We start from the raw sequence: 25507 nt of genomic DNA on the forward strand, positions 1-25507 counted from the left end.
CGGGAGGGGCCGTCGTCGTCGGGGACTACTTGCCGAAACCGGCCTTGCGGAGCGCGTCCGCCATCGACCCGTTCGCGGGCGCCGGCGCGGTGCGCTGCTGCCCGCCGCGCTGCTGGCCACCCCCGCGCTGCTGCGGACGGCCACCGCGGTCGCGGCCACCGCCGCCGCCCTGCTGCTTCGGAGCGGGCTTGCCCGGCTCGTCGGTCAGCCGCAGCGTCAGGCCGATGCGCTTGCGGGCCTCGTCGACCTCCAGCACCTTCACGCGCACCACGTCACCGGACTTCACGACGTCGCGCGGGTCCTTCACGTAGGTGTTCGACAGGGCGGAGATGTGCACGAGACCGTCCTGGTGCACGCCGATGTCGACGAACGCGCCGAACGCGGCCACGTTCGTCACGACGCCCTCCAGCACCATGCCGGGCTTGAGGTCGGCGATCTTCTCGACGCCGTCCGCGAAGGTCGCCGTCTTGAACGCCGGGCGCGGGTCGCGACCCGGCTTCTCGAGCTCGCGCAGGATGTCCGTGACGGTCGGCAGACCGAACTTCTCGTCCACGAACTGCTCCGGCCGCAGCTTCGTGAGCACCGCGGTGTTGCCGATGAGCTCGGCGCCCGCCGCGGTCTGCATCTTCCGCACGACCGGGTACGCCTCGGGGTGCACCGAGGAGGCGTCCAGCGGCTCGTCGCCGCCCCGGATCTTGAGGAAGCCCGCGCACTGCTCGAACGCCTTCGGGCCGAGCCGTGCGACCTCCATCAGCGCCTTGCGGGTCTTGAACGGCCCGTGGGAGTCGCGGTGCAGCACGATGTTCTCCGCGAGCCCGGCGGTGATGCCGGAGACGCGGGTCAGCAGCGGCACGGACGCGGTGTTGAGGTCCACGCCGACCGCGTTCACGCAGTCCTCGACCACCGCGTCGAGCGAGCGCGACAGCTTCGACTCCGCGAGGTCGTGCTGGTACTGGCCGACGCCGATCGACTTGGGGTCGATCTTCACGAGCTCGGCCAGCGGGTCCTGCAGGCGGCGCGCGATGGACACCGCGCCGCGGATCGACACGTCGAGGCCGGGCAGCTCCGACGAGGCGTAGGCCGACGCCGAGTACACCGACGCGCCCGCCTCCGACACCACGATCTTGGTGAGGTTCAGCTCGGGGTGGCGCTTGATCAGGTCGGCGGCCAGCTTGTCGGTCTCGCGCGAGGCCGTGCCGTTGCCGATGGCGATCAGGTCGACGTCGTGCTGCTTCGACCACGCCGCGAGCTTGGCGATCGACTCGTCCCATCGGTTCGCGGGCACGTGCGGCTGGATGACGCCGTGCGCGACGACCTTGCCGGTGGCGTCGACGATCGCGACCTTCACACCGGTGCGGTAGCCGGGGTCGAGACCCATCGTGGCGCGGGTGCCGGCCGGGGCGGCTAGCAGCAGGTCGCGCAGGTTCGACGCGAACACCTTGACGGCCTCGTCCTCGGCGAACGCGCGCAGGCGTCCGCGCAGGTCGATGCCCAGGTGCACGAGGATGCGGGTCCGCCACGCCCACCGCACGGTGTCGGTGAGCCACTTGTCGCCGGGACGGCCCCGGTCGTCGATGCCGAACTTCGCGGCGATGCGCACCTCGAACGACGAGGGACCCTCCTCGCGCGGCTCCTCCGGCTCCAGGACGAGGTCGAGGACCTCCTCCTTCTCGCCGCGGAACAGCGCCAGGATGCGGTGCGACGGCAGCTTCGCGAACGGCTCGTCGAACTCGAAGTAGTCGGAGAACTTGGCGCCGTCGGTCTCCTTGCCCTCGCGGACCTTGGAGACGACGCGGCCGCGCGTCCACATCTGCTCGCGCAGGTCGCCGATCAGGTCGCCGTCCTCGCCGAACCGCTCGACCAGGATGGCCCGCGCGCCCTGCAGGGCGGCCGCCGCGTCCGCGACCTCCTTGGCGGGGTCGACGAACTTCGCGGCCTCCTCCTGCGGGTTCAGGCCGGGGTCGCCCAGCAGCGCGTCGGCGAGCGGTTCGAGACCGGCCTCCTTCGCGATCTGGGCCTTGGTGCGGCGCTTCTGCTTGTACGGCAGGTAGAGGTCCTCGAGCCGCGCCTTGGAGTCGGCGGCGTGGATCTGCGCCTCCAGGGCGTCGGTGAGCTTGCCCTGCTCGCGGATCGAGTTGAGGACGGCCGCGCGGCGCTCCTCCAGTTCGCGCAGGTAGCCGAGGCGTTCCTCGAGCGTGCGCAGCTGGGCGTCGTCGAGACCCCCGGTCGCCTCCTTGCGGTACCGGGCGACGAACGGGACGGTCGCGCCACCGTCGAGGAGTTCGACAGCAGAGCCGACCTGGCCAGCGGCCACGCCGAGCTCGTCAGCGATCTTCTGGTGGATGAGCGTTGTCACAGCGCGCCATTCTGCCCGCTGCCGGTTTCGACGTGGCACGGTGTCCAGGTGACCATCGCCGAGGTCGTCCCCTCATTGCTCGCGGGCCTGGACGTTCCGGGTGCCGACAACACGCTCGGACTGCCGCCCGCCCGGCGTGTCGTCCTGCTCCTCGTGGACGGGCTCGGGCACGAGCTGCTCCGCGCGCACGCCGCCCACGCCCCGTTCCTGGCGGGCCTCGCGCCGCGGCGGATCGACGCCGGCTTCCCGTCGTCGACCGCCACCAGCCTCGCCTCGATCGGCACCGGGCTGCTCTCCGGTGAGCACGGCATCGTCGGCTACACGTTCGCCGTGGGCGACGAGGTGCTGAACTCGCTCACCTGGTCACGCGCCGGCGACCACCACCACGACCTGCGCAAGGCGCTCGTGCCCGAGGTCGTGCAGCCGCACCCGACGGTGTTCGAACGCGCGGCGGCCGCCGGCGTGGCCGTCAGCTCCGTCGCCCCGATCGCCCACCGCGGCAGCGGGCTCACGCGGGCGGTGCTGCGCGGCTCGTGGTTCCGCGGCGCGGCGGGCTTCGGCGACCTCGCGCTGGGCGCGGTCGCGGGCGTCGAGCAGGACCGCTCGTTCTGCTACGCCTACCACCCCGACCTCGACGCGATCGGCCACCTCTACGGCCCGGGGTCGCCGGAGTGGTTGCTGCAACTGGAGTTCGTGGACTCGCTCGCGTCCCGGATCGCCGGCCGGATGCCCGCCGGCTCGCTGCTCGTCGTGACGGCCGACCACGGCATGGTCACCGCGGGCGACCGCATCGACTTCGACACGGAACCGGTGCTGTGGCAGGGAGTCCGGGTGATCGCGGGGGAGCCGCGGGTGCGGTACCTGCACACGGAGAGCGACGAGGTGCTGGACGTGTGGCGCGAGTTCCTCGGCCCGCGGGCGGACGTGCTCACGCGCGAGGACGCGGTGGACGCCGGGTGGTTCGGCCCGGTCAGCCCGCTGGCGGCCGACCGCATCGGCGACGTCGTCGTGGCGATGAAGGACACCGCGGTGCTGCTGCGCGGCCAGGCCGAACCGATGTGGAGCGGCATGACGGGCTTCCACGGCTCCCGCACGAACGACGAGATGGCCATCCCGCTCCTCGTGCACTCAGTAGCTTCAGCGTAGCCTGAAACAAGCCCTTCGCGCTGGTCAGCTCTAGGATCACCGGACGTGACGATCGAACTGCCAGGACCTGTCGCGTTCGTGCTCGGCGGCGGCGGGAGCCTGGGCGCGGCGCAGGTCGGCATGCTGCGCGCACTGCACGAGCACGGCGTGCGCCCCGACCTCGTCGTCGGCACCTCGGTCGGCTCGGTCAACGGCTCCCTGCTCGCCCTCGACCCGGATGGGGCCGCGTCGAGGCTGGCGGTGATGTGGGAGGGCATGACGCGCCAGCGCGTGTTCCCCGGCGGCCCGCTGGCGCAGCTGAGGTCGTTGCGCACCAACAAGACCTACCTCTTCCCGAACACCGGCCTGGCGGGCGTGCTCGCCGAGGGCCTCGGCGGAAGCGAGTCCTTCGAGGACCTCACGCTGCCGTTCGGCGCGGTGTCGGTGGACTGCGTGACGGGCGAGGCCGTGAACATCACCACGGGCCCGCTGGTCCCGGCGATCCTCGCCAGCGCCGCCATCCCGGGCGTCTACCCGCCGGTGAAGATCGACGACCGCGTCCTCTACGACGGCGGCGTGCTGGCGAACGTGCCCATCCGCCAGGCCCTCGCGATGGGCGCGAAGTCGTTGGTGGTGCTGGACTGCGCCTTCCCCGGCCACCTGCCGACCGTGCCGGGGACGCTCGCCGAGACGCTGCTGTTCTGGGCGACCCTGGGCATGCGCAACCAGGCCGTGCTGGAGGTGGAGCTGGCGTCGCAGCAGGCTCCGGTGCTGTACCTGCCGGGGCCGCCGGTGCAGGCGGTGACGCCGCTCGACTTCTCGCACACGGCGGAGCTGGTGGAGGCTTCTCACCTGGCTTCGGCGGCTTTCCTGACTTCGCTGGAGGTGGCGGGGGCCGGGTTGTACGGGCACCCGTCACACGGCTGATCGGGTGAACGTTCGTCGACCGGCTAACGAGCGACTGCCCCGGTTGGACTTACTCCACACATCAGATCGCGCTTGGCGGACGCGGTCGCGGCCTGGGAGTGCGCGCGACATGACGCCTGCTGAGATGGAGTTGTACAACGCGATCGAGCGGGGAGGACGGGTCGAGTTCGCCGGTGGAGGCCGGGAGATCGGAGCCGAGTTCCTGGCGGTGCAGCTGCTGCGGGGCATCGGTTGCCGTCCGCGCAAGCTGACTCTGCACGAGGTCGTCGTGACGGGAACTCTCGACGTCGAGGCAGGTGAGATCGGCTTCGCGGTGAAGTTCGAGCGGTGCACCTTCAACCACACCCCCAACTTCGAACAGACGAGCGTCGCGGGCCTTTATTTCAAGGACTGCATGCTTCCAGGCCTGCTCGCTTCGCAGGTGCGAGTGCTCGACGGACTGTCGTTGCAGGGCTGCACCGTGAACGGGTGCGTGCAGCTCACCGGCGCTCAGGTGGGCGGGCAGCTGAACATGCGCGACTGCGTCATCGATGGGCCGGCGGGTGGCGCGTTGAAGGCGGACGGGCTACGCGTGGAGCAGGACGTCTACTACTGCGGCAAGTTCAAGGTCACCGGCCTGACGCACATGATTGGTGCGCACATCGGCGGGCAGTTCATCTGCGAGGGTGCGACCTTCCGCAACCCCAGCCGGGAACGCGCGGCGGATCTGAGCGGGCTCGTGGTGAAGGAACACGTCTTCTGGGGCAAGGGGATGTCCGTGGAGGGCGAGGTGAACTTGAGCGGAGCTGACATCGCGGGGCGGCTGGTGTGTGAGGACACTCGCTTTCGCAGCTCTGGTGCCACGGCGGTACTGGCGACGGGCTTGAAGGTCGGTCAGTACGTGGAATTCTCCAAAAGGTGCCAGGTAGAGGGTGAGCTGCGTCTGCTCGGCTGCCAGGTCGGCGGGTGGATGAGGTTCGCCGGCGGCAAGTTCTCCAACAGGAGCGGCGTTGCCCTCAACCTGGCACGGATCACGACCGGACTTAATCTCGTTCTGCGCAAGGGAACCGTCGTTCGCGGTCAGCTCTCCCTGGTGGGAGCGCGGATTGGCGGCACTCTGGGTATTCAGGGAGGCAGTTTTCTCAACCCGAGCGGGACGGCTGTCAAGGCTACCGGGATGAAGGTGAACGGGGACCTCATTCTCGGCGTGCGCCGCGACGTGCGCTTCCATTCTCAGGGCGAGGTCGTGCTGAGCGAAACGCAGGTGGGAGGCAACCTCATTTGCACAGGAGGGCTGTTCGAGAACGAGGACGGTGACGCTTTGGTGGCCCGCGGCATCAGGGCGGGCATGGACGTGGCTCTGTGCAGGCCGTTCATCGCCCGCGGCCGCGTCGACTTCGCCGGTGCCAGGATCGACGGGAAGCTCGACTTCACCGGTGCGACGCTGAAGAGCGAGGGAGACGCGGTTCGGTGTGACAGCGTCAGAGTCGGTCACACGGTGTCATTCGAGGCGGCACTTGCGACGGGATGCGTGCGGATGTGCGACGCCAAGATCGGATCGGAGATCAGCTTCGTCGGAGCGCATCTCAAGGGCACGGAGGCGCTGAAGCTGACCGGCACCCAGGTCCGAGGCCCGCTGAGGCTGAAGTTCGCCCGGCATCCGGCAGGATCGATGGACCTCCGGCGGGTCCGCGCAGGGTCACTCGCCGATCAGGAGGGCGACTGGTCTCACGAGACCAAGATGGACGACTTCATCTACGGCGCGCTGCTCGACGACTCGATGTCTCCGTCCCAGCGGCTTTGCTGCCTTCCTGTCGGCGACGCCTACGTCCCGCAGGTCTACCTCCAGCTCGCCTCCGTCTACGCGAACGCGGGACTGCACGATGCGGCGACCGATGTGCGGATCGCGAAGGAGGACGTCAAACGGCGGAAGCTGAAGGGCGCGCTCGGACGGCTGCATCGGATGGTGTGGTGGCTGCTCAAACCCACTGTCGGGTACGGGTACCGCCCGCTGCGCATCCTCTGGTGCCTGGGCGTGCTCACCGTGCTGGGTGGAGTGATCTTCCACCTGCTGCGGCAGGACGGGCAGAACTTCGCCCCCATGAGAGCGGACCTGAAAACCGGTTGGTTCGAACCGTGGCTCTACACGATCGACCTCCTCCTGCCGATCATGAGCCTCGACCACAGCCAGCTGTGGGTACCGCTGCACGCCGCGCGGTGGGCCTCGCTCGCGTTCACGGTGCTGGGCTGGGTGCTGGCGGTCTGCCTGGTCACCGGGATCGGCCGGCTCTTCAAGCGCGACGAGCGCTAGCAGCCCAAGACGCGTTCGACGTTGTCCTCGGCGATCGCCGCCATCGCATCCCGGTGCGGGAAGTCGCCGTCCAGCAACCGCAACGGCCCCTCCACGAGCGAGAGGTGCGTGGCCAGCCGGTACAGGTCGAGCCGTGCGGGGTCGAGCCCCGGCGCCGGGCGGTAGTGCGGGCCGAACCGCAGCTGCAGGAACACGTGCTCCCACTCCACGTCGAAGTACATCGCGCCCTCGATGTCGATGAGCACCGGGCGTCCGTCGGCCACGAGGACGTGGTCGGGGCCCAGTTCGCCGTGGACCAGGCCGTAGCGGGTGCGTGGCGAGATCGCCGCATGTCGTTGGCGCAGCAGGGTTTCCAGGCGCGAGCGCGCCTCGGCGATGCGCGAGACCCGCGCGCTGCACGCGTCCAGGTGTCCGAGGGCGCGGTCGAGCACGACGTCCGGCACGGGGGGCGCGTCGGGTGGTTGCAGTGCGCTCGGGCGGCCGTACCGCGGGCTGAGGCGCTGGTGCATGGCCTCTATGTCGTCCCACAGGCGTTCCGGGGCCGGGTGGTCCTCCAGGAACGTGCTGCCCAGGTCCTCGACGACGACCACGTCGTGGTCCACCAGCACCAGCCGCGGCACGCTCATGCCCGCCTCGGACAGCGCCGTGTGGGCCGTGAGGAACAGGTCGCGGCCGCTCGCGTTGCCGAACAACGGGTCGTGTTCGTGCGTTGGCCAGTAGTCCTCGGACGCGCGCGTGCGCGACGTCCGCCAGCCCGGCCACCCCCAGGTGTGCCACGCTCCCCAACCTAGAGGTGCCAACACCACGGGGGCGAGCGGACACGAACGGGTATGACGACCGAAGACCCTGACGACCGCGCGTTGTGGTCGCAGGCCGCCGGGGGCAGTGCGCAGGCCTTCGGGGTGCTGTTCGACCGGCACGCGAAGGCGGTCTACAACCACTGCTTCCGGTTGACCGCCTCGTGGGCGGAGGCCGAGGACCACCTGCAGGGCACGTTCCTCACGGCCTGGCGCAAGCGCGCGGACGTGCGGATCGAGCGCGAGTCGGCGTTGCCGTGGCTGCTCACGGTGGCGACGAACGTGGTGCGCAACGAGCAGCGGTCCCTGCTGCGCAGGCTGAGGAACCTGCGGCGGGTCGGGGCGGAGCCGCCGGTGCCCGACCACGCGGACCGGGTGGCCGAGCGGCTCGACGACCAGCGGCGGATGAAGGCGCTGCTGGATGCGGTGGACGGGTTGCCGCGCAACGAACGCGAGGCGCTCGCGCTGTGCGTGTGGTCCGGCGTCTCGTACGCCGACGCGGCCGCCGCGCTCGGCATCACCGAGGGCAGCGTGCGGGCGCGCGTCAGCAAGGCCAGGGCCAGGCTCCAGCACCACCAGGAACTCGTGCACACCGGGGAGGACCGATGACCGAGCTGCTTCCACCCGTGCGCGACCTGCCGCCGGGCCGGCACACGCGCATCCGCGCCGAGATCGAGCGGGCGGCCGGGCGCAGGCGCGGCCGGCTCGTGCCGGTCCTCGCCGGTGCCGCCGCGGTGGCCGCCGTGGTCACCAGCGTGCTGCTGCTCCAGCCGCCCCCCGAGCCGACACCCGCCGTGCACGTCACCAGCGCGCCACCGGCCCCTCTGCCCCCGGAGGAGGTCAAGGCGGTCGAGGAGGGGTGTTCGAGCTCGGCCGGCACCGGGCAGGCGAAGCTGCGCCAGTACCGGGACGAGGAGACGCGCTGGGCGTTGCTCTACTCCGGCAACGCCGCCCTGACCTGCACCATCGGCGCACCGGACCAGCAGTACAACTCCGGGTTCGCCCAGACCGCGATCGGGTGGCTGCCGGGGCACTTCTCCCTCGACACGGTCAGCGCGAGCGTCGGCGGCGACCGCGACGGCAGGCCGGGCTTCGCCGGGAGGCCGGGTTACCGCACGATCGTGGGCCGGGTCGACGGCCAGGTCACGCGGGTCGCGGTCGAGGTGGACGGCCGGACCCTGGAGGCCGGGGTGGCCGCCGGCACGTTCGCCGTGCGCGTCTACTACCCGCCGGACTGGCAGATCCCGGTGGAGGACGGCGACATCACCGTGCGCGCGTACGACGCCAACGGCGCGTTGCTCGGTGACAGCTCCGACCTGGCGAAGTCCTGCTGGGCCGACCCGCAGACCGGTGCCGTCCTCTACGGCGACACCCGCGGGCCGCGGGACCAGTGCCTGCCCGCGTCGCCCTGGAAGTAGGGGCGGTCAAGCGACATACTGGTTGGTATGACGACCGTGGCGAACTTCGGCGGCACCAGCCACTACGCGGACCTCGACGGATCCGTGCACTGGGTCGACTTCGGCGGGCCGGACGACGGCCCGCGGGTCGTCCTGGTGCACGGGCTGGGCGGGTCGCACCTCAACTGGGTGCTGCTGGCACCGCTGCTCGCCCGGCGGGCGCGGGTGGTCGCCGTGGACCTCGCCGGTCACGGGCTCACCCACCCCGAGGGCCGGCAGACCACGGTCCCGGCCAACGCCCGGCTGCTCGGCCGGTTCGTCCGGGAGGTCGTCGGCGAACCGGTCGTGCTCGCCGGCAACTCGATGGGCGGCATGATCTCGCTCCTGCACACCGCCGAGGACCCCGAGCTGGTCCGGGGACTGGTGCTGGTGGACCCGGCGCTGCCGATGGTGTTCGGCACGCGGCCCGACCCGGCGATGCTCGGGACGTTCTTCCTCTACTCGGTGCCGGGGCTGGGCGAGCGGTTCCTGGCGAGGTCGCGCGCCGTGGACGCCCGCAAGCAGGTCGACCGGCTGCTCGACCTCGTCTGCGCCGACCCGAAGGGCATCCCCGAGGAGCTCAAGCTCGCGTCGGAGCACCTCATCGGCGAACGGGCCGAGGTCGACGGGCTCGACGCGGCGTTCCTCGCGGCGGCGCGCAGCACCGTGCTCACGACGTCCAAGCGCGGTGCCTACTACGCGGCGATGCGCAAGATCCGTGTGCCGGTGTTCCTGATGAGCGGGGACAAGGACCGGCTCGTCAACGTCGCCGCGGCCCGGTTCGTGGCCCGCAGGAACCCCCACTGGCGCTACGACGAGTACGCGGGCGTCGGTCACGTGCCCCAGATGGAGATCCCCGAGGTCGTGTCCGAGCGGGTGCTCGAGTGGATGGACGCCAACCGCCTCAGCACGCCCGCCAGCTGACCGAGCGTGAGCCGCTCCCGCAGCACGGGAGCGGTCCCGGTCAGCACGAAGTGGTCGTCGTGCTGCTCGATGCCGGTCAGCGCGATGCCGCGCGGCAGGTCCGGCACCGCGACCACCCGCGGCGGCAGCCACCGGTGCAGCCGCACGTGGACCTCGGACCCGGCCAGCCACACGGTCAGCGGCAACCACCGCAGCCGTTGCAACTCCGGAATGTCCGAGAAGGCCACTTCGAGACGGAACTCGACGGGCGACGACACCAGCGTCGCGGGCGGGTTCACGTGCACGTCGTGGCACACGACCGAGGCGCGGCGGGCACGCCAGCGCGACCACCGCACGTCCTCCAGCTCGATGCGGACGTCGTCGAGCTGGCCCAGCGCCAGCCCCACGGCGCCGAGCCGGGCGTCGAGTCCCACCACGGTCAGGTGCAGGTCGTGCTCGCCCGCACGGACCGTCAGGTCGTGCCTCAGGCCCCGGTCTCCGGCTTCGTCCCGTTGGTCGCCGCTCGGGAAGCAGCCTTCGGCGCTGCCCCGGTCGCCGTCCGCGGGGCGCGAGCGCGAGGAGCGCGCGGCTTCGCGGGAACGGCCGGCGCCGCCACGACCTCGGTCTCCTCGGCCGCCAGCGCGACCATCTCGTCGAACCCGGCGCGGATGCCGTCGGCGAGCAGCTGCACGTCCGGCACGCCGTCGAAGTCCGCGTTGATGCCGAACGTGAACCGGTCGAGGTAGGAGAAGATGCCGACGGTGATCCGGATCGTCGACGCGATCGGCACGTACGGGAACATCTCCACGAGCGGGCGGCCGAGCAGGTAGAGCGGGATGCGCGGGCCGGGCACGTTCGTGGTCACGGTCTGCAGGATCTGCTGCGGGAACCGCATCGCGGTCCGCGAGCCCAGCGCCATCAGCGTCGGCGCGGCGAAGTTCGACAGGTTCGTGATCACGTCGGCACCGGCGGCCTGGCGCGAGCCCTTCAGGTCGTCCATCTGCTCGCGGATCGACGCGAGGCGCTTCACCGGGTCCGCCTCGCCGACGGGCAGGTTCACCAGCACGGCGCTGACGCGGTTGTTGAGCTCGTTGTGCTGGTCCGCATTGCGCATCGACACGGGCACCATCGTGCGCACGACCATGCCCTCGGTCAGCTCGCCGCGCTTGTCCAGCAGGTCGCGGAAACCGCGCGTGATCGCGGTGAGGATGACGTCGTTGACCGTGCCGCCGGCGGCCCTGCGGATCTGCTTGATCTCGGCCAGGTCCGCCCGCGCCCACACCCAGCGGCGGTGCGGCCCGATCGGGCCGTTCAACGACGTGGCCGCCCGCGTCACCAGACGCTTCGCCGTGCCGGGAAGGGATCCGAGGACGGACTTGCCGAAGTCGACGATCTCGCTGAACGAGCGCAGGTTCCGCGCGAGCGCGGGCAGCGCGGCCAGGTGCTGCACCGGCGTCACCACGGCGTCGCGCACGCCGTCGACCACGAGGTCCAACGTGGACGGTGCCGGCGCGGGCCGCCACCGCGGCGGCTCGGGCAGCACGCTGTCCCTGCGGAAGTCCAGGATCAGCTGGAGCATGTCCGAACCGGACACCCCGTCGATCATGCAGTGGTGGACCTTCGAGATGATCGCCCAGCGGCCGTCCTCGAGGCCCTCGACGAGCCACGCCTCCCACAGCGGCTTCGAGTCGTCGAGCTTCTGCGCGAAGATCCGGCCCGCGAGGTTGCGCAGCTGGTCCTCACCGCCCGGCGACGGCACCGCGGTGTGCCGCACGTGGTAGAGCACGTTGAAGTGGTCGTCGTCGACCCAGACCGGACGACCGACGTGGAACGGCAGGGCCTTCACCTTCTGCCGGTAGCGCGGCACCTGGTCCATGCGCGCGAGGAAGAGGCGGATCACGTCGCCGTACGACGGCACCGGACCGTCGAACACGAGGACGGAGCCGACGTGCATGGGCACGTTCTCGTCCTCGATGAAGTAGAACCCTGCGTCGAGTGAGCTCATCCGATCCACTCGAAAAAGACTAGAGCACGATTGTGTCTCGATCGACGTCCATGCAGGTGAGAGGCGTTTCACCGCTGTGAGGTTGCCGACGCGTTACCTCCGGGTGGCGAATCGAGACTCGAAAGTGCTGGCGAAAAGATCGATCACGAAACATCATGGACACACCGGGCGGAGCTGCTCGGGGCGCCGGCTCGGGGTTGTCGACGTGTGGGGAGGCTCGGATGTCTGCCGTACCTTCGGACGAAGTCCTCGAAGCTGCTGCTTCGCCCCTGCGGCTCGTCAGAGAGAGCGCTCCCGGTCTCTTCTGGTACCTCACCGAGCCCACCCGCTGCGCCCTGGACGTCGGCGAGTTCGTCGCGACCCGGTCGATGCTGCGCGGTGCGCCCTCCGGTGACGGCCACCCGGTCCTCGTGTTCCCCGGCCTCGGCGCCGCGGACCCGTCCACGGTGATGCTGCGCCGGTTCCTGTCCGGCCTGGGCCACGACGTCCACCGGTGGGGCTTGGGAACGAACATCGGCCCGACGCGGCGCGCGGTCGACGGCATGCACGCGCTGGTGAAGAAGGTCTCGGACGCGCACGGCGGCCCGGTGTCCATTGTGGGCTGGTCGCTCGGCGGGATCTTCGCGCGCGAGATGGCGCGCGACCACCCGCACCGCGTGCGCCAGGTGATCACGCTCGGGTCGCCGTACAACATGAGCGATCCCGTGCAGTCGCGGGCGATGCCCGCGTTCGCGCTGTTCTCCCGCCTGCACATCCCGCGCGAGGAGTTCCCGCCGCCGGAGGCCACGCGGCCGCCGATCCCGGTGCCCGCCACGTCGGTCTACTCCAAGACGGACGGGATCGTGTCGTGGGAGTCGTGCGTGGAGGAACCGGGACCGCGCCGCGAAAGCGTGCAGGTGTCCTCGTCGCACCTGGGCTACGGCTTCAACGCCACCGTGCTGTGGGTGGTGGCGGACCGGCTGGCGCAGGCGGAGGGCACGTGGGCGCCCTTCGCCGCGCCACCGGGGATGGCACGGCTGTACCCGCGCGCCGCCTGAGTCAGCACGGCCGGGGGTCCGAGTAGACCACCAGGGTCTGCTCGGGCTGCTCGGCCGGGTGGAACGCCGTGAACGCGTAGTCGAGCGGCCCGAGTCCGGGGTGGCGCAAGCGTTTCCGCCCCGCCGGCCGCTGCGCCTGCACCTCGTGGTGCGGCCACCAGGCGCGCACCTCCGGGCTCGCCTCGTGCAGGTCGTCGATCAACCGGGTGAACCGCTCGTCGCCGGGGTGGCGCCCGGCGAGGGCGCGCAGCCGGGCGAGCAGGCCGCGCGCCTCCCGCTCCCACTCCACCACGACGTGCCGCGCCTCCTGAGCGGTGAACGTCCAGCGCACGAAGTTCGGCGTCTGCCCGGCGAGGCTGGGGAAGAGCGCGGCAGCCGCCTCGTTGTGCGCCAGGACGTCGTAGGTGGCGCTGATGACATACGCCGGGTGCGGCTGCAGGAGTCCCGGCACCGCAGCGACCTCCGCGGCCAGCGGCTCGGGTTCGGCGACGTCCTCCCTGGCGCGCCCGGCGAGCCGGAACAGGTGGTCCTCCTCGGGTCGGTCGAGCCCGAGGGCGGTGGCGAGCGCGCCGAGCACCTGGTCGGACGCCTGGACGTCGCGGCCCTGCTCCAGGTACGTGTACCAGGTGGCGCTGATGCCCGCGAGCACGGCGAGCTCCTCCCGGCGCAGGCCGGGCGTGCGGCGCCGGGACGTGCGCGGCAGGCCCGCCTCGGCCGGGGAGAGCCGCTCGCGGCGGCTGCGCAGGAACCGGCCGAGCTCGTGCCGCTGGTCGGCGGGGTTTCGCATGCTGGCACCTCCAGTTCCAGAATAAACGGGCTCTGGATACCAGGCTGAGCGCCGCGCAGGCTGAACGCATGGTTGGGATCGAGGACAAGGTCGTGGCGATCACCGGTGCGAGCAGCGGGATCGGCGAGGCGACTGCTCTGCTGCTCGCGGAACGGGGAGCGCGGCTCGTGCTCGGGGCGCGCCGGGAGGACCGCCTCGCGAAGCTGGTGGCGAGGATCGAGGAGCTGGGCGGCACGGCCGTGCACACGCGCGTCGACGTGACCCGGCGCGAGGACCTGCATGCGCTGGTGGCGCTGGCCCGCGCACGGTTCGGCCGGCTCGACGTGCTGGTGGGCAACGCGGGCGTGGGACCGATCTCCCCGCTCGACGACCTGCGCGTCGACGAGTGGGACGAGATGGTCGACGTCAACATCAAGGGCGTGCTGCACGGCATCGCGGCCGCGCTGCCCGTGTTCCGGGAGCAGCAGGCCGGGCACTTCGTCACCACCGCCTCCACGGCCGCGTTCACCGTCGTGCCGAGCATGGCGGTCTACGCGGGCACCAAGGTCGCCGTCCGGGCGATCTGCGAGGGCCTGCGCCAGGAGGCGGGCCCCTCGGTGCGGGTGACCACGGTGTTCCCCGGCTTCGTGCACACCGGCTTCGCCGAGGCGTCGAGCAACGACGAGGTGCGCACGCGCATCGCGGGAATGCGGGACGAGATCGCGATCCCGCCGGACTCGATCGCCCGCGCCGTCGCGTTCGCGCTGGAGCAGCCGGACGACGTGGACGTGAACGAGATCGTGGTGCGGCCTGCCGCGCAGAGCTGAGTCGCCGTCCACAGTGGACGGCCGGTCAGCTGTAGATGGTGACCGTCAGGCGGGGGTTCGAGCGGAAGTCCGTCGACTCGTGGGCAACGCGCGCGAGCGGCATCGACCCCGCCGCCGCGGTCAGCGTCGTCTCGATCTCGTGGCGCTCGTCCTCGGTCAGGTAGGACCAGAACGAGCTGTGCCAGACCACCGTGCAGATGTCGCGGTCCTCCGGTGGCACCAGGTTCTCGCGCAGCCACCGCCCGGCGGGGGAGCGGTCGACCCGCACGCCGACCTTCGTGGCGAGCTCGATGGCGTCGTCGAGGTCCCACCGCAGCGAGTCGTGCTCCGGCGGGATGAACGACTGCAGGATCATGGCGTGCCTGGGGTCGGCGGGGTCGCGCGGCTGCAGGTCGCAGCCGGCCCGGTCGACGATCTCGAGCGCCGGCGGCCGCGGCCCGGTGGCGGCCAGCCGGACAGGGGAGTCCTTCTCGCCCCACTCCCAGCCGAGCCCGAACCACCGGTACCGGTCCAGGATCAGGTTGAGCCCGGCGCACGCCCCCAGTTCGAGCAACCGGACCCGCGGAGCGCCGATCATCGTGAGACCGCGCAGCAGGAACCCGGCCGTCTTGGGCTGGTGCTGCTGCACCGTGCGGTCCAGCGCCGCGAGGATCTCGCCCGCGTTCTCGACGATCGCGGTCCGCGCCGCGAGCCAGGCGAGCAGCGCCGCCGAGTCGGACTCGCCCGCCATCGCCGCGGCGTGCGCGCTGGCGAACCGCCTGCTGAGCTCCGGCGCCTTGCCCGACAGCATCAGCAGCCGCACGCCCGCGAGCGCCTGGACGCCGAACAGGGGGCTGTGCACCGCGGTGTGCGAGCAGAGCAGGTCGGCGACCGGCCCGCCCCGGTCGAGCTCGCCCGCGAGCTCCGACACGATCCGCGCGGACACCGGCGCGGTGGTGCGCAGCCGCGCGGAGAAAGTGCGAAGGGTGGAAGCGCCTGTGCTCGCCGCCGTCACGTTGCCTCCCCTCACCGGCACCGGAACCTTACAAGCACGTGAACGCCGGTGAACCATGTGAGGTCACATGTTCCGCGCAGTCCCGTCGGTATCGTGCGGCCCGTGAGCGAGTTCCTGGAGCTGTCCGCGGCCGGTCCGGTCGCCACGTTGACGATCAACCGCCCGGCCAAGCGCAACGCCATGAGCTACGACATGTGGTCGGCGCTGCCCGGCCTGATGGCCGAGGTTTCCGCAGCTGAGAGCATCCGCGTACTGGTGATCAGGGGTGGCGCGCACTTCTCGGCGGGCGCCGACATCGCCGAGTTCTCGACCCTGCGCCGGGGCGCCGCCGGAGCCGCGCACTACGGCGAGGCGGTGCACAACGGCGAGCGCGCGATCGTGCAGCTCGACAAGCCGACCATCGCGGCGGTCTCCGGGTTCTGCGTCGGCGGCGGCTGCGAGATCGCCCTCGCCTGCGACATCCGGGTGGCGGCACCGGACGCGCGCTTCGGCATCACGCCCGCGAAGCTCGGCATCGTCTACAACTTCACCTCGACCAAGCAGCTCGTCGACGCGGTCGGCCCGGCGTGGGCGAAGCAGATCCTGTTCTCGGCGGATCTGATCGACGCCGCGACGGCGCTGCGGATCGGTCTCGTGAACGAGGTCGTGGAATCGCTCGACGCCCGCGTGCGGGAGCTGGCGGAGCAGATCGCGGGACGGGCGCAGGTGTCGGTGCGCGGGGCGAAGAAGATCGTCAACTCGATCACCGACGGCGGGCACGAGGACGACTTCGTGCGGGAGCTGTACGCGGAGGCGGCGTCCAGCGCCGACTACGCGGAGGGCGTGTCGGCGTTCCTGGAGAAGCGGGCGCCGAGGTTCTGAACGGCACCACACCCGGTCCGGAACGGCGAAAAGCACGGTCGGAGACGCGCTCGCCGCCCTAGGATCGAAGCGTGACCACGAGTCCCACCGAAGTCGTCCTCACCAGCCGGGGCTCGGGCGTGATCCAGCGCGTGCTCGCCGGGGTCTCGATCGTCGCCGCCGTGGCGGGCGGTGTCGCGGTCGCCCGGTCGGACCAGCCGTGGTGGGGCATCGCGTTGTGCGAGCTGGGCGTCCTGGTGGGCGTGTTCGTCATGCTGGCGATCTGGTCCTCGGCGGCGGACAACGCCGAGGAGACCACCGCGTTGCGCGCCACGGGCAGGACGGTGCTCGCCGACGTGCTGGACAGCGAGGCGCACGACAACGGCGACGGCACCTCGCACCTGCTGACCCTGCGGATCCCGGTGCCCGGCGACGGGTTCGAGGTCCGTCACTGGTGTCATCACTACGACGGCGAGCAGCAGTTCCCGGTGTTGATCGACCCCGCCACGCGCACCTGGGCCGTCATCCACTGAGCACGCCGGTGAAGGGCCCCGTCGGGTTGTGCGGCAACGCCCGACGGGGCCGTTCCTAGAACACCTCGTCGCCGATGGTGGTGTCCGGGCCGTGCCCGGTGTGCACCACGGTCTCCTTCGGCAGCGTCAGCAGCTTCTCCCGGATCGACTGCTCGATCGTCGGCCGGTCCGAGAACGACCGCCCGGTCGCGCCCGGCCCGCCCTGGAACAGCGTGTCGCCGGTGAACACCGCACCCAGCGACGGCACGTGGAAGCACACGGCGCCCGGCGAGTGGCCGGGCGTGTGCAGCACGTGGATCTCCTCGCCGGCGACGGTGAGCACCTGGCCGTCCTCCAGCGCCTGGTGCGGGAGGACGCCCGTGTGCGTCAGCGACCAGACCACGTGGTCGGCCTGGTGCAGCGCCATCGGGGCGTCCGTGGCGTGCGCCAGGTCCGGTGCGACGCGGACGTGGTCGTCGTGCGCGTGGGTCAGCAGGACCGCCACGACACGGCGCCCGTCGACGACCTTGAGGATGTCGTCGACGGAGTGCGGGGCGTCGATCACGACGCACTCGGTGTCGTCGCCGATGACCCACACGTTGTTGTCGACGTCGAACGTCTCGCCGTCGAGCGAGAACGTGCCGGACGTGACGGCGTGGTCGACCCGCAGCGCCATCAGAACACCACGACCGATCGCAGCACGTCGCCGTGGTGCATCTTCTCGAACGCGCCCTCGACGCCGTCGAGCGCGATCTCCTCGGTGACGAACGCGTCGAGGTCGAAGCGGCCCTGCTGGTACAGGTCGACGAGCATCGGGAAGTCGCGGCTGGGCAGGCAGTCGCCGTACCACGAGGACTTGAGCGACCCGCCGCGCGAGAAGAAGTCGATCAGCGGCATCTCGAGCTGCATGTCCGGCGTCGGAACACCCACCAGGACAACGGTTCCGGCGAGGTCGCGGGCGTAGAACGCCTGCTTCCACGTCTCCGGGCGGCCGACCGCGTCGATCACGACGTCCGCGCCGAACGAGTCCGTCAGGTCCTGGATCGCCGTCACGACGTCGTCGACCTCGCGGGCGTTGATCGTGTGCGTGGCGCCGAAACCCTTGGCCCACTCCAGCTTCCGCGGGTCGGTGTCCACGGCGATGATCTTGCCGGCGCCCGCGATGCGCGCGCCCGCGATGGCGCCGTCGCCGACACCGCCGCAGCCGATCACGGCCACCGAGTCGCCGCGCGTGACGCCACCGGTGTTGACGGCCGCGCCGACACCGGCCATCACACCGCAGCCCAGCAGGCCGACGGCGGCTGCGCGGGCCGACGGGTCGACCTTCGTGCACTGTCCGGAGTGGACGAGCGTCTTCTCCGCGAACGCGCCGATGCCCAGCGCGGGCGAGAGCTTCGTGCCGTCCGCCAGCGTCATCGGCTGCGCGGCGTTGAACGTCGAGAAGCAGTACCACGGCTTGCCGCGCTTGCAGGCGCGGCACGTGCCGCAGACCGCGCGCCAGTTCAGCACGACGAAGTCGCCGGGCGCGACGTCCGTGACACCCTCGCCGACCGACTCCACGACGCCCGCGGCCTCGTGTCCCAGCAGGAACGGGAAGTCGTCGTTGATCCCGCCCTCGCGGTAGTGCAGGTCGGTGTGGCAGACACCGCACGCCTGGACCTTCACCACGGCCTCGCCCGGTCCGGGATCGGGCACCAGCACCGAGGTCAGTTCCACGGGTTGACCCTTGCCCCGGGCGACGATGCCCTTGACCTCTTGCGCCACTGCGACTCCGTTCCTACTTGATCAGCGTCGTGCCTTCGAACTCACCGAGAACTTCCCGGTAGAACTCAATCCCTACACCGTTGGGGTCGCGGATGTACAGGCTGTCCTCGACGCCCCGGTCGGGTCCCAGGTACTCGATCCCGGCCTCGTCGAGCTTGCCCTTGATCTCGTCGAACCGCTCGGGGGAGGTGGACAGCGCCAGGTGCTGCACCGCGCCGATCGTCTCGGAGAACGGCGGGTGGTCGTGGCCGGGGAAGTCGAAGAACCCCAGCAGGTTCTTGGCGCCGAGGTCGAAGAAGAAGTGGCTGGAGCCGCGGTAGTCGCGGTTCTCGACGAGCTCCACGAGCGGGAAGCCGAGGAACTCCTGGTAGAACTTGATCGTCTCCTCGACGTCCTTGCAGATCAACGCGATGTGGTGCACGCCGCGGGTGGGCGAACCACCTCGGTCGGCGAGCGGCTTCACATAGCGGTCGCGCAGTTCGTCGCGCTTGGCCCTGATGGCATCGAGCTCGGCACCCTCTGGCTGTGGCATGCCAGCAGAATAGTTGAGGGTTCAAACGTTCGCAGGACCAGAAAGCCCGGCCGCCGGGGTCCTCGGCCGCGACTGTCGCGGACGAAACGCACAGGACCGGTCCGGGGCCGGGCTCGCCAGGTCGCCGTCAGTCTTCCTCGTCGCCGGGCCACTCGCCGGTGAGCCGCTGGAAACCCTTGGCGCCACCGCGGTCGATCGCGGCCTTGACCAGGCCGAAGATCGCGCCCTGCAGTGCCGCGGCCAGCAGCACCTCGCTCCAGGCGCGGTTGCGCATGGTGGCGCTCGGCGCCTCCTTGTCCCCCGCGATCAGCTTCCACAGCTGACCGAAGATCGCGGTCGCCAGGAACCCTCCCAGCGCACCGACCAGCATGCCCAGCGGGCGGTAGAGCAGCTTCACCGGTTCCTCCTCGAGATCGCCCAGATCGCCACGACGAGCGCGATCAGCGCCGCGGCGAGCGCACCGGGGTGCCGGCGCGCCTTCTCGACCTGCTCGGCCACGGGCTGGGGCAGCGAGTCGACGGCCTGGTTGGCCGCCGCTGTCATCCGCACGACCGTCTCCTGCGCCTGCTCCTTCACGCGACCGGGCACGTCGACCTTGTGCGCCAACGCTTCCACGGTCTCACCCAGCTCACGCCGAGTGCGCTCGACGTCGCGCTGGAGCTGTTCCTTCGGGTCGCTCATCGGTGCGCACTCTCCTTGATCGTCGCGATGTCCCGCTGGACGTTGTCCATCGCCTGCCGCGGCACCGGCGGGGCGGCCTGCTTGACCTGCCCCTTGCCCACGAGCGCGAAGACGCCCGCGAACAGCAGAAGGGCGGCCGCGACGATCAACGCGGCCGCCCACGGCGGAACGACGAGTGCCAGCAGCAGGATCAGACCCGCCACGACGCTGAGACCACCCCACCAGGCGAACACGCCGGCCGCGCCGAACATCCCGGCGCCGACTCCGGCGTGCTTGCCCTTGTCCTTGAGCTCGGCGACGGCGAGACGGATCTCATCGCGCGCGAGCCTGCTCACCTGCTCGGACAGCTGGCTCACCAGCTGCGCGGTCGACGTGTCGGAGTTCATGCACGTCGTTTACCCCGAGTCCGGTACCGCCAATCAGCCCTGTCGCGCCGATCAGCCCTGCTGGGCCTGGGCTTCGGCGACCTTCGCGTGGACCTCGTCCATGTCCACCTTGCGCGCCTGGTCGATCAGGTCGTCGAGGGCCGGGGCGGGCAGCGCGCCCGGCTGCGAGAACAGCACGACGCCCTCGCGCACGATCATCAGCGTGGGGATCGACCGGATGCCGAACGTGGCCGCGAGCTCCTGCTGCGCCTCCGTGTCGACCTTGCCGAACGTGATGTCCTCGTTCTTGTCGGACGCGGCCTCGTACGTGGGCCCGAACGCGCGGCACGGACCGCACCACTCGGCCCAGAAGTCGACCAGGACGATGCCGGAACTGCCGACCACCTCGTCGAAGTTCTCCGTGGTCAGCTCGACCGTCGCCATGTGTGTCCTCCTCGTTTGCTGGTGCTCTCCCGTCAACGAAGCGGGCGGCGGTGGAATTCCCCGCGGTGCGTCCGGTCACGCGCCGCGGCCGGGGCGGGCGGGGACGGCTCGGTTGGTGGGGGAGTGGGTCGACGGCCGCACGCTGTCCACCAGGCACGCCGCCCACCAGGCGCGCTGTCCACCAGGCACGCCGCCCACCAGGCACGCCGCCCGCCCGCCAGGCGCGACGCCCGCCCGCCAGGCGCGACGCCCGCCCATCAAGCACAACGCCCGCCCGCCAGGCGTGACGCCTGCCCATCAAGCACAACGCCCGCCCGCCAGGCGTGACGCCCGCCCATCAAGCACGACGCCCGCCCATCAAGCACGACGTTCGTCCGCCACGCTTCAACAATGTGTGGAAGCCTTCAACCGCACGTGTGCGCAGGTCAGGCCACCGACACCACCGATCGGCCCACCTCCCACGACCAACACGTCCGAAAAGTTCTGTTCAACTTTTTGTGGACGTCTTCAACTCGGCGTTGTACGGTCCCCGCCATGAAGCCGCGCCTGCTCGTGACCTCGCTGCTCGTACTGGGGCTCGCCGCCTGCGGGTCCACGTCTGACACCAGTTCGCAGACGTCCACGCCCCCGTCGTCCGACCTGGGCTCGGTCAAGAAGGACGACAAGCTCGCCGCGCTGCTGCCGCCCGAGATCGCCTCGGCGGGCAAGCTGCGGGTGGGGTCGAACATCCAGAACCCGCCGAACAACTTCTACGACCAGGACGGCAAGACGCCGCTCGGGTCGGAGGTCGACCTGGTCAAGGCGATCTCCGCGAAGCTCGGGCTCACCGCCGAGCACAGCGACATGGCGTTCAGCTCGCTGATCACCAGCCTCGAGACCGGTCGCGTCGACGTGACGATGGCCGCGATGAACGACACGGCCGAGCGCCAGCAGAAGATCGACTTCGTCGACTACTTCACGTCCGGCATCACGATCATGGTGCAGAAGGGCAACCCGCAGGGCGTCAAGTCGGTCGACGACCTGTGCGGCAAGGGCATCGCCGTCAACCTCGGCAGCTCGCAGGAGCAGTTCGCCAAGGAGCAGAGCGAGAAGTGCAAGGCGTCGGGCAAGCCCGAGGTGCAGCTCAGCGTCACCGACAGCGACACCGGCAACCAGAACCAGCTGCGCACCGGCCGCGTCGCCGCGATCCTGAACGACCTGCCCACCGCCGTCTACGTCTCGAAGACCGCCGGTGACGGCCAGTACTTCGAGGTCGTGCCGCTCGCGCCGATCAACGGCGGCCCGTACGGCATCGGCGTGAACAAGAAGAACGCCCAGCTGTCCGAGGCGATCAAGGGCGCGCTCCAGTCGCTGATCGACGACGGCACGTACGAGAAGATCCTCACCACCTGGGACATCAAGCAGGGTGCGATCACCAAGGCCGCGATCAATGGCAAGTGATCTCCAGACCGGCGAGGTCCGGCGGGACGAGCTCGTCGTCGTCCCGCTGAGCCACCCGTGGCGGTGGGTCAGCGGCGCGGTGATCCTCCTGGTGCTCGCGGGCCTCGGCTGGGCGATGGCCGAGGCGCAGATCCAGTGGGAGGACGTGCCGGGGTTCTTCACGCACCCCGCGATGCTCGAAGGCGTGGTCAACACCATCGTGCTCGCCGTCGCCGCCCAGGGCGGCGCGATCGTGCTCGGTGTCGTGGTGGCGCTGATGAGGCTGTCGGCGAACCCCGTCGCGCGGTGGTTCGCGGTCGGCTACATCTGGCTGTTCCGCGGCCTGCCGGTGCTGCTGCAGATCCTGATCTGGTTCAACCTCGCGCTGGTGTTCCAGAACATCAGCATCCCGATGCTGTTCTCGGTGCCCACCAACGTGGTCATGACGGCGTTCGTCGCGGCGCTGCTCGGCCTGGGCCTCAACGAGAGCGCGTACATGGCCGAGATCGTCCGCGCCGGCCTGAGCAGCGTCGACTCCGGCCAGACGGAGGCGGCCAAGTCGATCGGCATGACGCCGCTGACGACGTTGCGCCGGGTCGTGCTGCCGCAGGCGATGCGCGTGATCATCCCGCCCACGGGCAACAACTTCATCAACATGATCAAAGGCACCTCGATGGCGTCGGTGATCGCCTTCCTGGAGCTCATCCACGCCGCGAACAACATCTCGTCGCGCAACCTGGAGATCATGGAGACCCTGTTCGCCGCCGCGGCCTGGTACCTCGTGATGGTCTCCCTCGCGTCGATCGGGCAGCACTACCTGGAGCGTGCTTATGGCCCTCGTTGAGGCGATCGGTGTCCGCAAGTCCTTCGGCCACACCGAGGTGCTCAAGGGCATCGACCTGGAGGTGGAACGAGGCGAGGTCGTCTGCCTGCTCGGGCCGTCGGGCGCGGGCAAGTCGACGTTCCTGCGCTGCGTGAACCACCTCGAGACCATCGACGCCGGCCGGATCTGGGTCGACGGCGTGCCGGTCGGGTTCCGCTCGCACGGCGGCAAGCTCCACGAGCTGCGCGAACGCGAGGCCGCCCACCAGCGCCGCGACGTCGGCATGGTGTTCCAGCGGTTCAACCTGTTCCCGCACCGCACGGCGCTCGAGAACGTCATGGAGGGCCCGGTCCAGGTGCTCGGGCGCGGCCGCGCCGAGGTGCGGGCGGAGGCGCTGGCGCTGCTGGAGCGGGTGGGGCTGGCCGAGAAGGCCGACGCCTACCCGGCGCAGCTCTCGGGCGGGCAGCAGCAACGTGTCGCGATCGCGCGCGCCCTGGCGATGAAGCCGAAGCTGATGCTGTTCGACGAGCCCACGTCCGCGCTGGACCCGGAGCTGGTCGGCGAGGTGCTCGACGTGATGACCTCGCTGGCCCGCGACGGCATGACGATGATCGTGGTCACCCACGAGATCGGCTTCGCCCGCTCGGTCGCCGACCGCGTGGTGTTCCTCGTCGACGGCGCCGTCGTGGAGACCGGCGGCCCGTCCGACGTGCTCGACAATCCGCAGCAGCCGCGCACGCAACAGTTCCTGGCAAAGGTGCTCTGAGTTGATCGACGCCTCGTACCTGTCCCAGTTCCGCGAACCGGAGGGGTACCTCGACTTCGCCCGCTTCGGCCCTCCGTCGCTGCCGGTGGTGACGGCGACCGCGCGGCTGGTGGAACAGGCCTCGCTGGCCGGCCCCACCACGGTCGACACGCTGATGCGCGAGGAACAGCGCGTCAAGGCCGCCGTGGCGCGGTTGTGCCGCACCGACACCGACCACGTGGCGCTGGTGCCGAACACGTCGATCGGCCTGTTCCAGGCGGCCTTCGGGCTGTCCGGCACGGTCATGTACTCGGCGTCGGAGTTCCCGTCCAACACCTACCCGTGGGTGCGGGCGGGACTGCCGTCGGCGGTCTTCGAGGGCCCGGTCGCCCCGGCCGCCGTGGCGACGCGCCTGACGCCGGAGGTCTCGGCGCTGTCGGTGTCCGCCGTGGACTTCCGCACCGGCTACCGCGCGGACCTCCCGGCACTGCGCGAGGTCGTCGGCGACCGGCTGCTGATCGTCGACGGCATCCAGGGCTTCGGCGTGGTCGACGAGCCGTGGGAGGTCGCCGACGTGCTGGTGGTCGGCGGCCAGAAGTGGCTGCGGGCCGGCTGGAGCACCGGCTTCGTCGTGCTCTCCGACCGGGCGCTGGAACGGCTCTCGCCCGTGCTGTCGGGCTGGACCGGCGCGGTGGACGCGGGCCTGTTCGACAACGCGGTGCACGACGCCGCGCCCGACGCCGCCTCCTGGAACATCACGAACCTCTCGCCGGTCGTGTCCGGTGCCTTCGCCGAGGCCCTGGAACTGGTGGAGCTCGCGGGTGTTCCCGCGCTGGACTCCGCGGTGAGCTCGCTCGTGGCCGAACTGGAGGAGATCGTGCTGTCGTGCGGCGGCAAGATCGTCTCCGCCCGCGACCGCCGGGCGGGCATCCTGGCGTTCACGATGCCCGAGGCCGCCTCGGTCGTCGGCGAGGCCCTGAACGCCTTCGGCATCACCGCGACCGTCCGCCCCGAGCACGTCCGCCTGTCACCGCACGCCTCCACCTCGCGCGGCACGCTGGAACGCGTCCGCGCCGCCCTGAAGTCGCTGTCGGGCCCGGCCTCCTCACCGGTTCCGGCGGCGTTGTCGGCCCTGGTGCCCACGGTCGACTCGCTGGCCTCCGCGCTGGGCCCGGACACCGAGGTCGTGGTGCACGACCTGTCCCGGCTGCCGAACTCGATCATCGCGATCGCGGGGTCCCTGACCGGCCGCCAGGTGGGCGGGCCGATGACCGACCTGCTGCTCGGGCTCGTCCGCCGTGGCACGACCACCGACATGCCCGGCTACGAGACTTATGCGCCGGACGGCCGGGCGATCTGGTCGTCGACCACCTTCGTGCGTGACGCCGCCGGTGTCGCGGTGGGCTGCCTGTGCGTCAACAAGCTCGCGGCGCACGAGGCGTCCGGGCCGGTCGAGTCGTTCCCGCAGGACGTGGACACGCTGCAGCGGGTGCTGGTCGAGAAGGCCATCGCCGACGTCGGCGTGCCGGTCGAGCTGATGAAGAAGGTGCACAAGTCGCAGGTCGTGCGGGTGCTGGACGAGGCGGGGTTCTTCCTGATCCGCGACTCGGTCGACCACCTGGCCGGGGTCCTCGAGGTCACCCGGTACACGATCTACAACTACCTCAACGAGAACCGGGGGACCTGAGCCGGCGGCGGGGGAGAACGCGGGGGTGTGGCTCGCGTTCTCCGGGACGCGCGGCTCGTCGACCGCGCACCGGTTGCCGCTCGGCCCGGTGCAGGTCTCCCGCAGCCGTCCCGAGGTCCCTGCTGCAGGCGGTGGATGCAGTCATGCGCCGAAGCTATGGCTCGAAACCGTCGCAAGCTCCACCTCGTTCGGGTGAAAACAGTGGTCGCGCGGGTTCGTGCACCGGTCGAGC

Annotated in this window: 27 protein-coding genes; 14 read left to right on the forward strand and 13 right to left on the reverse strand. The window is 70.7% G+C overall.

The annotated features are described in order from the left end of the window. Positions 1 to 25 precede the first annotated feature (25 nt). Positions 26 to 2356, reverse strand: a complete 2331-nt coding sequence (locus ACFWGZ_RS08825) for a Tex family protein (protein WP_382450896.1) — start codon at positions 2354 to 2356, stop codon at positions 26 to 28. 48 nt (positions 2357 to 2404) lie between these two features. On the opposite strand from ACFWGZ_RS08825, the gene ACFWGZ_RS08830 reads away from it, so the two are divergent. From ACFWGZ_RS08830 to ACFWGZ_RS08840, 3 genes are all read left to right on the forward strand, one after another. Further along, positions 2405 to 3502 (forward strand): alkaline phosphatase family protein, encoded by a 1098-nt coding sequence (locus ACFWGZ_RS08830; RefSeq protein WP_382450897.1) that lies wholly within the window; start codon positions 2405 to 2407, stop codon positions 3500 to 3502. A 45-nt stretch (positions 3503 to 3547) separates the two neighbouring features. Next, a complete protein-coding gene (locus ACFWGZ_RS08835) occupies positions 3548 to 4408 on the forward strand; it encodes a patatin-like phospholipase family protein (RefSeq protein WP_382450898.1) in 861 nt (286 codons plus the stop codon). A 109-nt stretch (positions 4409 to 4517) separates the two neighbouring features. Continuing rightward, entirely contained in the window at positions 4518 to 6698 is a 2181-nt protein-coding gene (locus ACFWGZ_RS08840; RefSeq protein WP_382450899.1) for a hypothetical protein, read from the forward strand. On the opposite strand, the gene ACFWGZ_RS08845 is transcribed toward ACFWGZ_RS08840, so the two are convergent. Further along, positions 6695 to 7504, reverse strand: coding sequence for a phosphotransferase (locus ACFWGZ_RS08845; RefSeq protein WP_382450900.1), 810 nt, complete (start codon positions 7502 to 7504; stop codon positions 6695 to 6697). The two genes, ACFWGZ_RS08840 and ACFWGZ_RS08845, sit on opposite strands and share 4 nt — an antisense overlap. Positions 7505 to 7528: 24 nt before the next feature. On the opposite strand from ACFWGZ_RS08845, the gene ACFWGZ_RS08850 reads away from it, so the two are divergent. Genes ACFWGZ_RS08850 through ACFWGZ_RS08860 form a run of 3 tightly spaced genes read left to right on the forward strand, consistent with a single transcriptional unit; the run spans position 7529 to position 9855 of the window. Then, the gene (locus tag ACFWGZ_RS08850; protein ID WP_382450901.1) at positions 7529 to 8104 is read left to right on the forward strand and encodes an RNA polymerase sigma factor; all 576 of its coding nucleotides are present in this window, start codon (positions 7529 to 7531) and stop codon (positions 8102 to 8104) included. Continuing rightward, positions 8101 to 8913 (forward strand): hypothetical protein, encoded by an 813-nt coding sequence (locus ACFWGZ_RS08855; RefSeq protein WP_382450902.1) that lies wholly within the window; start codon positions 8101 to 8103, stop codon positions 8911 to 8913. Before ACFWGZ_RS08850 ends, ACFWGZ_RS08855 begins: the two co-directional genes overlap by 4 nt. Before the next feature lie 27 nt (positions 8914 to 8940). Next, positions 8941 to 9855, forward strand: a complete 915-nt coding sequence (locus tag ACFWGZ_RS08860; protein WP_382450903.1) for an alpha/beta fold hydrolase — start codon at positions 8941 to 8943, stop codon at positions 9853 to 9855. On the opposite strand, the gene ACFWGZ_RS08865 is transcribed toward ACFWGZ_RS08860, so the two are convergent. Next, positions 9765 to 10268, reverse strand: coding sequence for a hypothetical protein (locus ACFWGZ_RS08865; RefSeq protein WP_382450904.1), 504 nt, complete (start codon positions 10266 to 10268; stop codon positions 9765 to 9767). The genes ACFWGZ_RS08860 and ACFWGZ_RS08865 overlap by 91 nt on opposite strands. A gap of 50 nt (positions 10269 to 10318) precedes the next feature. Beyond that, on the reverse strand, positions 10319 to 11839 hold the full coding sequence (locus tag ACFWGZ_RS08870) for a wax ester/triacylglycerol synthase family O-acyltransferase (protein WP_382450905.1): 1521 nt from the start codon (positions 11837 to 11839) through the stop codon (positions 10319 to 10321). A gap of 221 nt (positions 11840 to 12060) precedes the next feature. On the opposite strand from ACFWGZ_RS08870, the gene ACFWGZ_RS08875 reads away from it, so the two are divergent. After that, positions 12061 to 12876 carry an esterase/lipase family protein gene (locus ACFWGZ_RS08875; RefSeq protein WP_382450906.1) on the forward strand — a complete coding sequence of 272 codons (816 nt, stop codon included), beginning with the start codon at positions 12061 to 12063 and terminating at the stop codon, positions 12874 to 12876. A gap of 1 nt (position 12877) precedes the next feature. On the opposite strand, the gene ACFWGZ_RS08880 is transcribed toward ACFWGZ_RS08875, so the two are convergent. After that, positions 12878 to 13663, reverse strand: coding sequence for a helix-turn-helix transcriptional regulator (locus ACFWGZ_RS08880; protein WP_382450907.1), 786 nt, complete (start codon positions 13661 to 13663; stop codon positions 12878 to 12880). A gap of 68 nt (positions 13664 to 13731) precedes the next feature. Here ACFWGZ_RS08880 and ACFWGZ_RS08885 point away from each other — a divergent pair, with 68 nt between their 5' ends. Continuing rightward, positions 13732 to 14469, forward strand: coding sequence for an SDR family oxidoreductase (locus ACFWGZ_RS08885; RefSeq protein WP_382450908.1), 738 nt, complete (start codon positions 13732 to 13734; stop codon positions 14467 to 14469). Positions 14470 to 14494: 25 nt separating this feature from the next. On the opposite strand, the gene ACFWGZ_RS08890 is transcribed toward ACFWGZ_RS08885, so the two are convergent. After that, entirely contained in the window at positions 14495 to 15478 is a 984-nt protein-coding gene (locus ACFWGZ_RS08890; protein WP_382450909.1) for a DUF2332 family protein, read from the reverse strand. A gap of 87 nt (positions 15479 to 15565) precedes the next feature. Between ACFWGZ_RS08890 and ACFWGZ_RS08895 the strand changes: the two genes are divergently transcribed. Both ACFWGZ_RS08895 and ACFWGZ_RS08900 read left to right on the forward strand, forming a co-directional pair. Continuing rightward, the gene (locus ACFWGZ_RS08895; RefSeq protein WP_382450910.1) at positions 15566 to 16324 is read left to right on the forward strand and encodes an enoyl-CoA hydratase/isomerase family protein; all 759 of its coding nucleotides are present in this window, start codon (positions 15566 to 15568) and stop codon (positions 16322 to 16324) included. 71 nt (positions 16325 to 16395) lie between these two features. Continuing rightward, positions 16396 to 16836 (forward strand): hypothetical protein, encoded by a 441-nt coding sequence (locus ACFWGZ_RS08900; protein ID WP_382450911.1) that lies wholly within the window; start codon positions 16396 to 16398, stop codon positions 16834 to 16836. A gap of 55 nt (positions 16837 to 16891) precedes the next feature. On the opposite strand, the gene ACFWGZ_RS08905 is transcribed toward ACFWGZ_RS08900, so the two are convergent. From ACFWGZ_RS08905 to trxA, 7 genes are all read right to left on the reverse strand, one after another. Beyond that, positions 16892 to 17491, reverse strand: coding sequence for an MBL fold metallo-hydrolase (locus ACFWGZ_RS08905; protein WP_382450912.1), 600 nt, complete (start codon positions 17489 to 17491; stop codon positions 16892 to 16894). Beyond that, positions 17491 to 18579, reverse strand: a complete 1089-nt coding sequence (locus tag ACFWGZ_RS08910; RefSeq protein ID WP_382450913.1) for an S-(hydroxymethyl)mycothiol dehydrogenase — start codon at positions 18577 to 18579, stop codon at positions 17491 to 17493. The genes ACFWGZ_RS08905 and ACFWGZ_RS08910 overlap by 1 nt, the downstream gene beginning before the upstream one ends. 13 nt (positions 18580 to 18592) lie before the next feature. Beyond that, a complete protein-coding gene (locus ACFWGZ_RS08915) occupies positions 18593 to 19111 on the reverse strand; it encodes a VOC family protein (protein WP_382450914.1) in 519 nt (172 codons plus the stop codon). Positions 19112 to 19238: 127 nt separating this feature from the next. Beyond that, positions 19239 to 19508 carry a DUF4235 domain-containing protein gene (locus ACFWGZ_RS08920; protein WP_382450915.1) on the reverse strand — a complete coding sequence of 90 codons (270 nt, stop codon included), beginning with the start codon at positions 19506 to 19508 and terminating at the stop codon, positions 19239 to 19241. Next, on the reverse strand, positions 19505 to 19792 hold the full coding sequence (locus ACFWGZ_RS08925; protein ID WP_382450916.1) for a DUF3618 domain-containing protein: 288 nt from the start codon (positions 19790 to 19792) through the stop codon (positions 19505 to 19507). Before ACFWGZ_RS08925 ends, ACFWGZ_RS08920 begins: the two co-directional genes overlap by 4 nt. After that, a complete protein-coding gene (locus ACFWGZ_RS08930) occupies positions 19789 to 20178 on the reverse strand; it encodes a phage holin family protein (RefSeq protein ID WP_382450917.1) in 390 nt (129 codons plus the stop codon). Before ACFWGZ_RS08930 ends, ACFWGZ_RS08925 begins: the two co-directional genes overlap by 4 nt. A gap of 51 nt (positions 20179 to 20229) precedes the next feature. Continuing rightward, complete coding sequence (gene trxA / locus ACFWGZ_RS08935) at positions 20230 to 20601, reverse strand: thioredoxin (protein ID WP_382450918.1); 372 nt, start codon at positions 20599 to 20601, stop codon at positions 20230 to 20232. Positions 20602 to 21135: 534 nt separating this feature from the next. Here trxA and ACFWGZ_RS08940 point away from each other — a divergent pair. The 4 genes from ACFWGZ_RS08940 to ACFWGZ_RS08955 are packed head-to-tail and all read left to right on the forward strand — an operon-like array spanning position 21136 to position 25275. Continuing rightward, the gene (locus ACFWGZ_RS08940) at positions 21136 to 22041 is read left to right on the forward strand and encodes an ABC transporter substrate-binding protein (protein WP_382450919.1); all 906 of its coding nucleotides are present in this window, start codon (positions 21136 to 21138) and stop codon (positions 22039 to 22041) included. Then, the gene (locus ACFWGZ_RS08945; RefSeq protein WP_382450920.1) at positions 22031 to 22864 is read left to right on the forward strand and encodes an amino acid ABC transporter permease; all 834 of its coding nucleotides are present in this window, start codon (positions 22031 to 22033) and stop codon (positions 22862 to 22864) included. Before ACFWGZ_RS08940 ends, ACFWGZ_RS08945 begins: the two co-directional genes overlap by 11 nt. Beyond that, entirely contained in the window at positions 22851 to 23609 is a 759-nt protein-coding gene (locus tag ACFWGZ_RS08950; protein ID WP_382450921.1) for an amino acid ABC transporter ATP-binding protein, read from the forward strand. The genes ACFWGZ_RS08945 and ACFWGZ_RS08950 overlap by 14 nt, the downstream gene beginning before the upstream one ends. Position 23610: 1 nt before the next feature. Then, positions 23611 to 25275, forward strand: coding sequence for a PAS domain-containing protein (locus ACFWGZ_RS08955; RefSeq protein WP_382450922.1), 1665 nt, complete (start codon positions 23611 to 23613; stop codon positions 25273 to 25275). Positions 25276 to 25507: the final 232 nt, after the last annotated feature.

The sequence above is a fragment of the Lentzea sp. NPDC060358 genome (assembly GCF_042725365.1).
Taxonomy (GTDB): Bacteria; Actinomycetota; Actinomycetes; order Mycobacteriales; family Pseudonocardiaceae; genus Lentzea.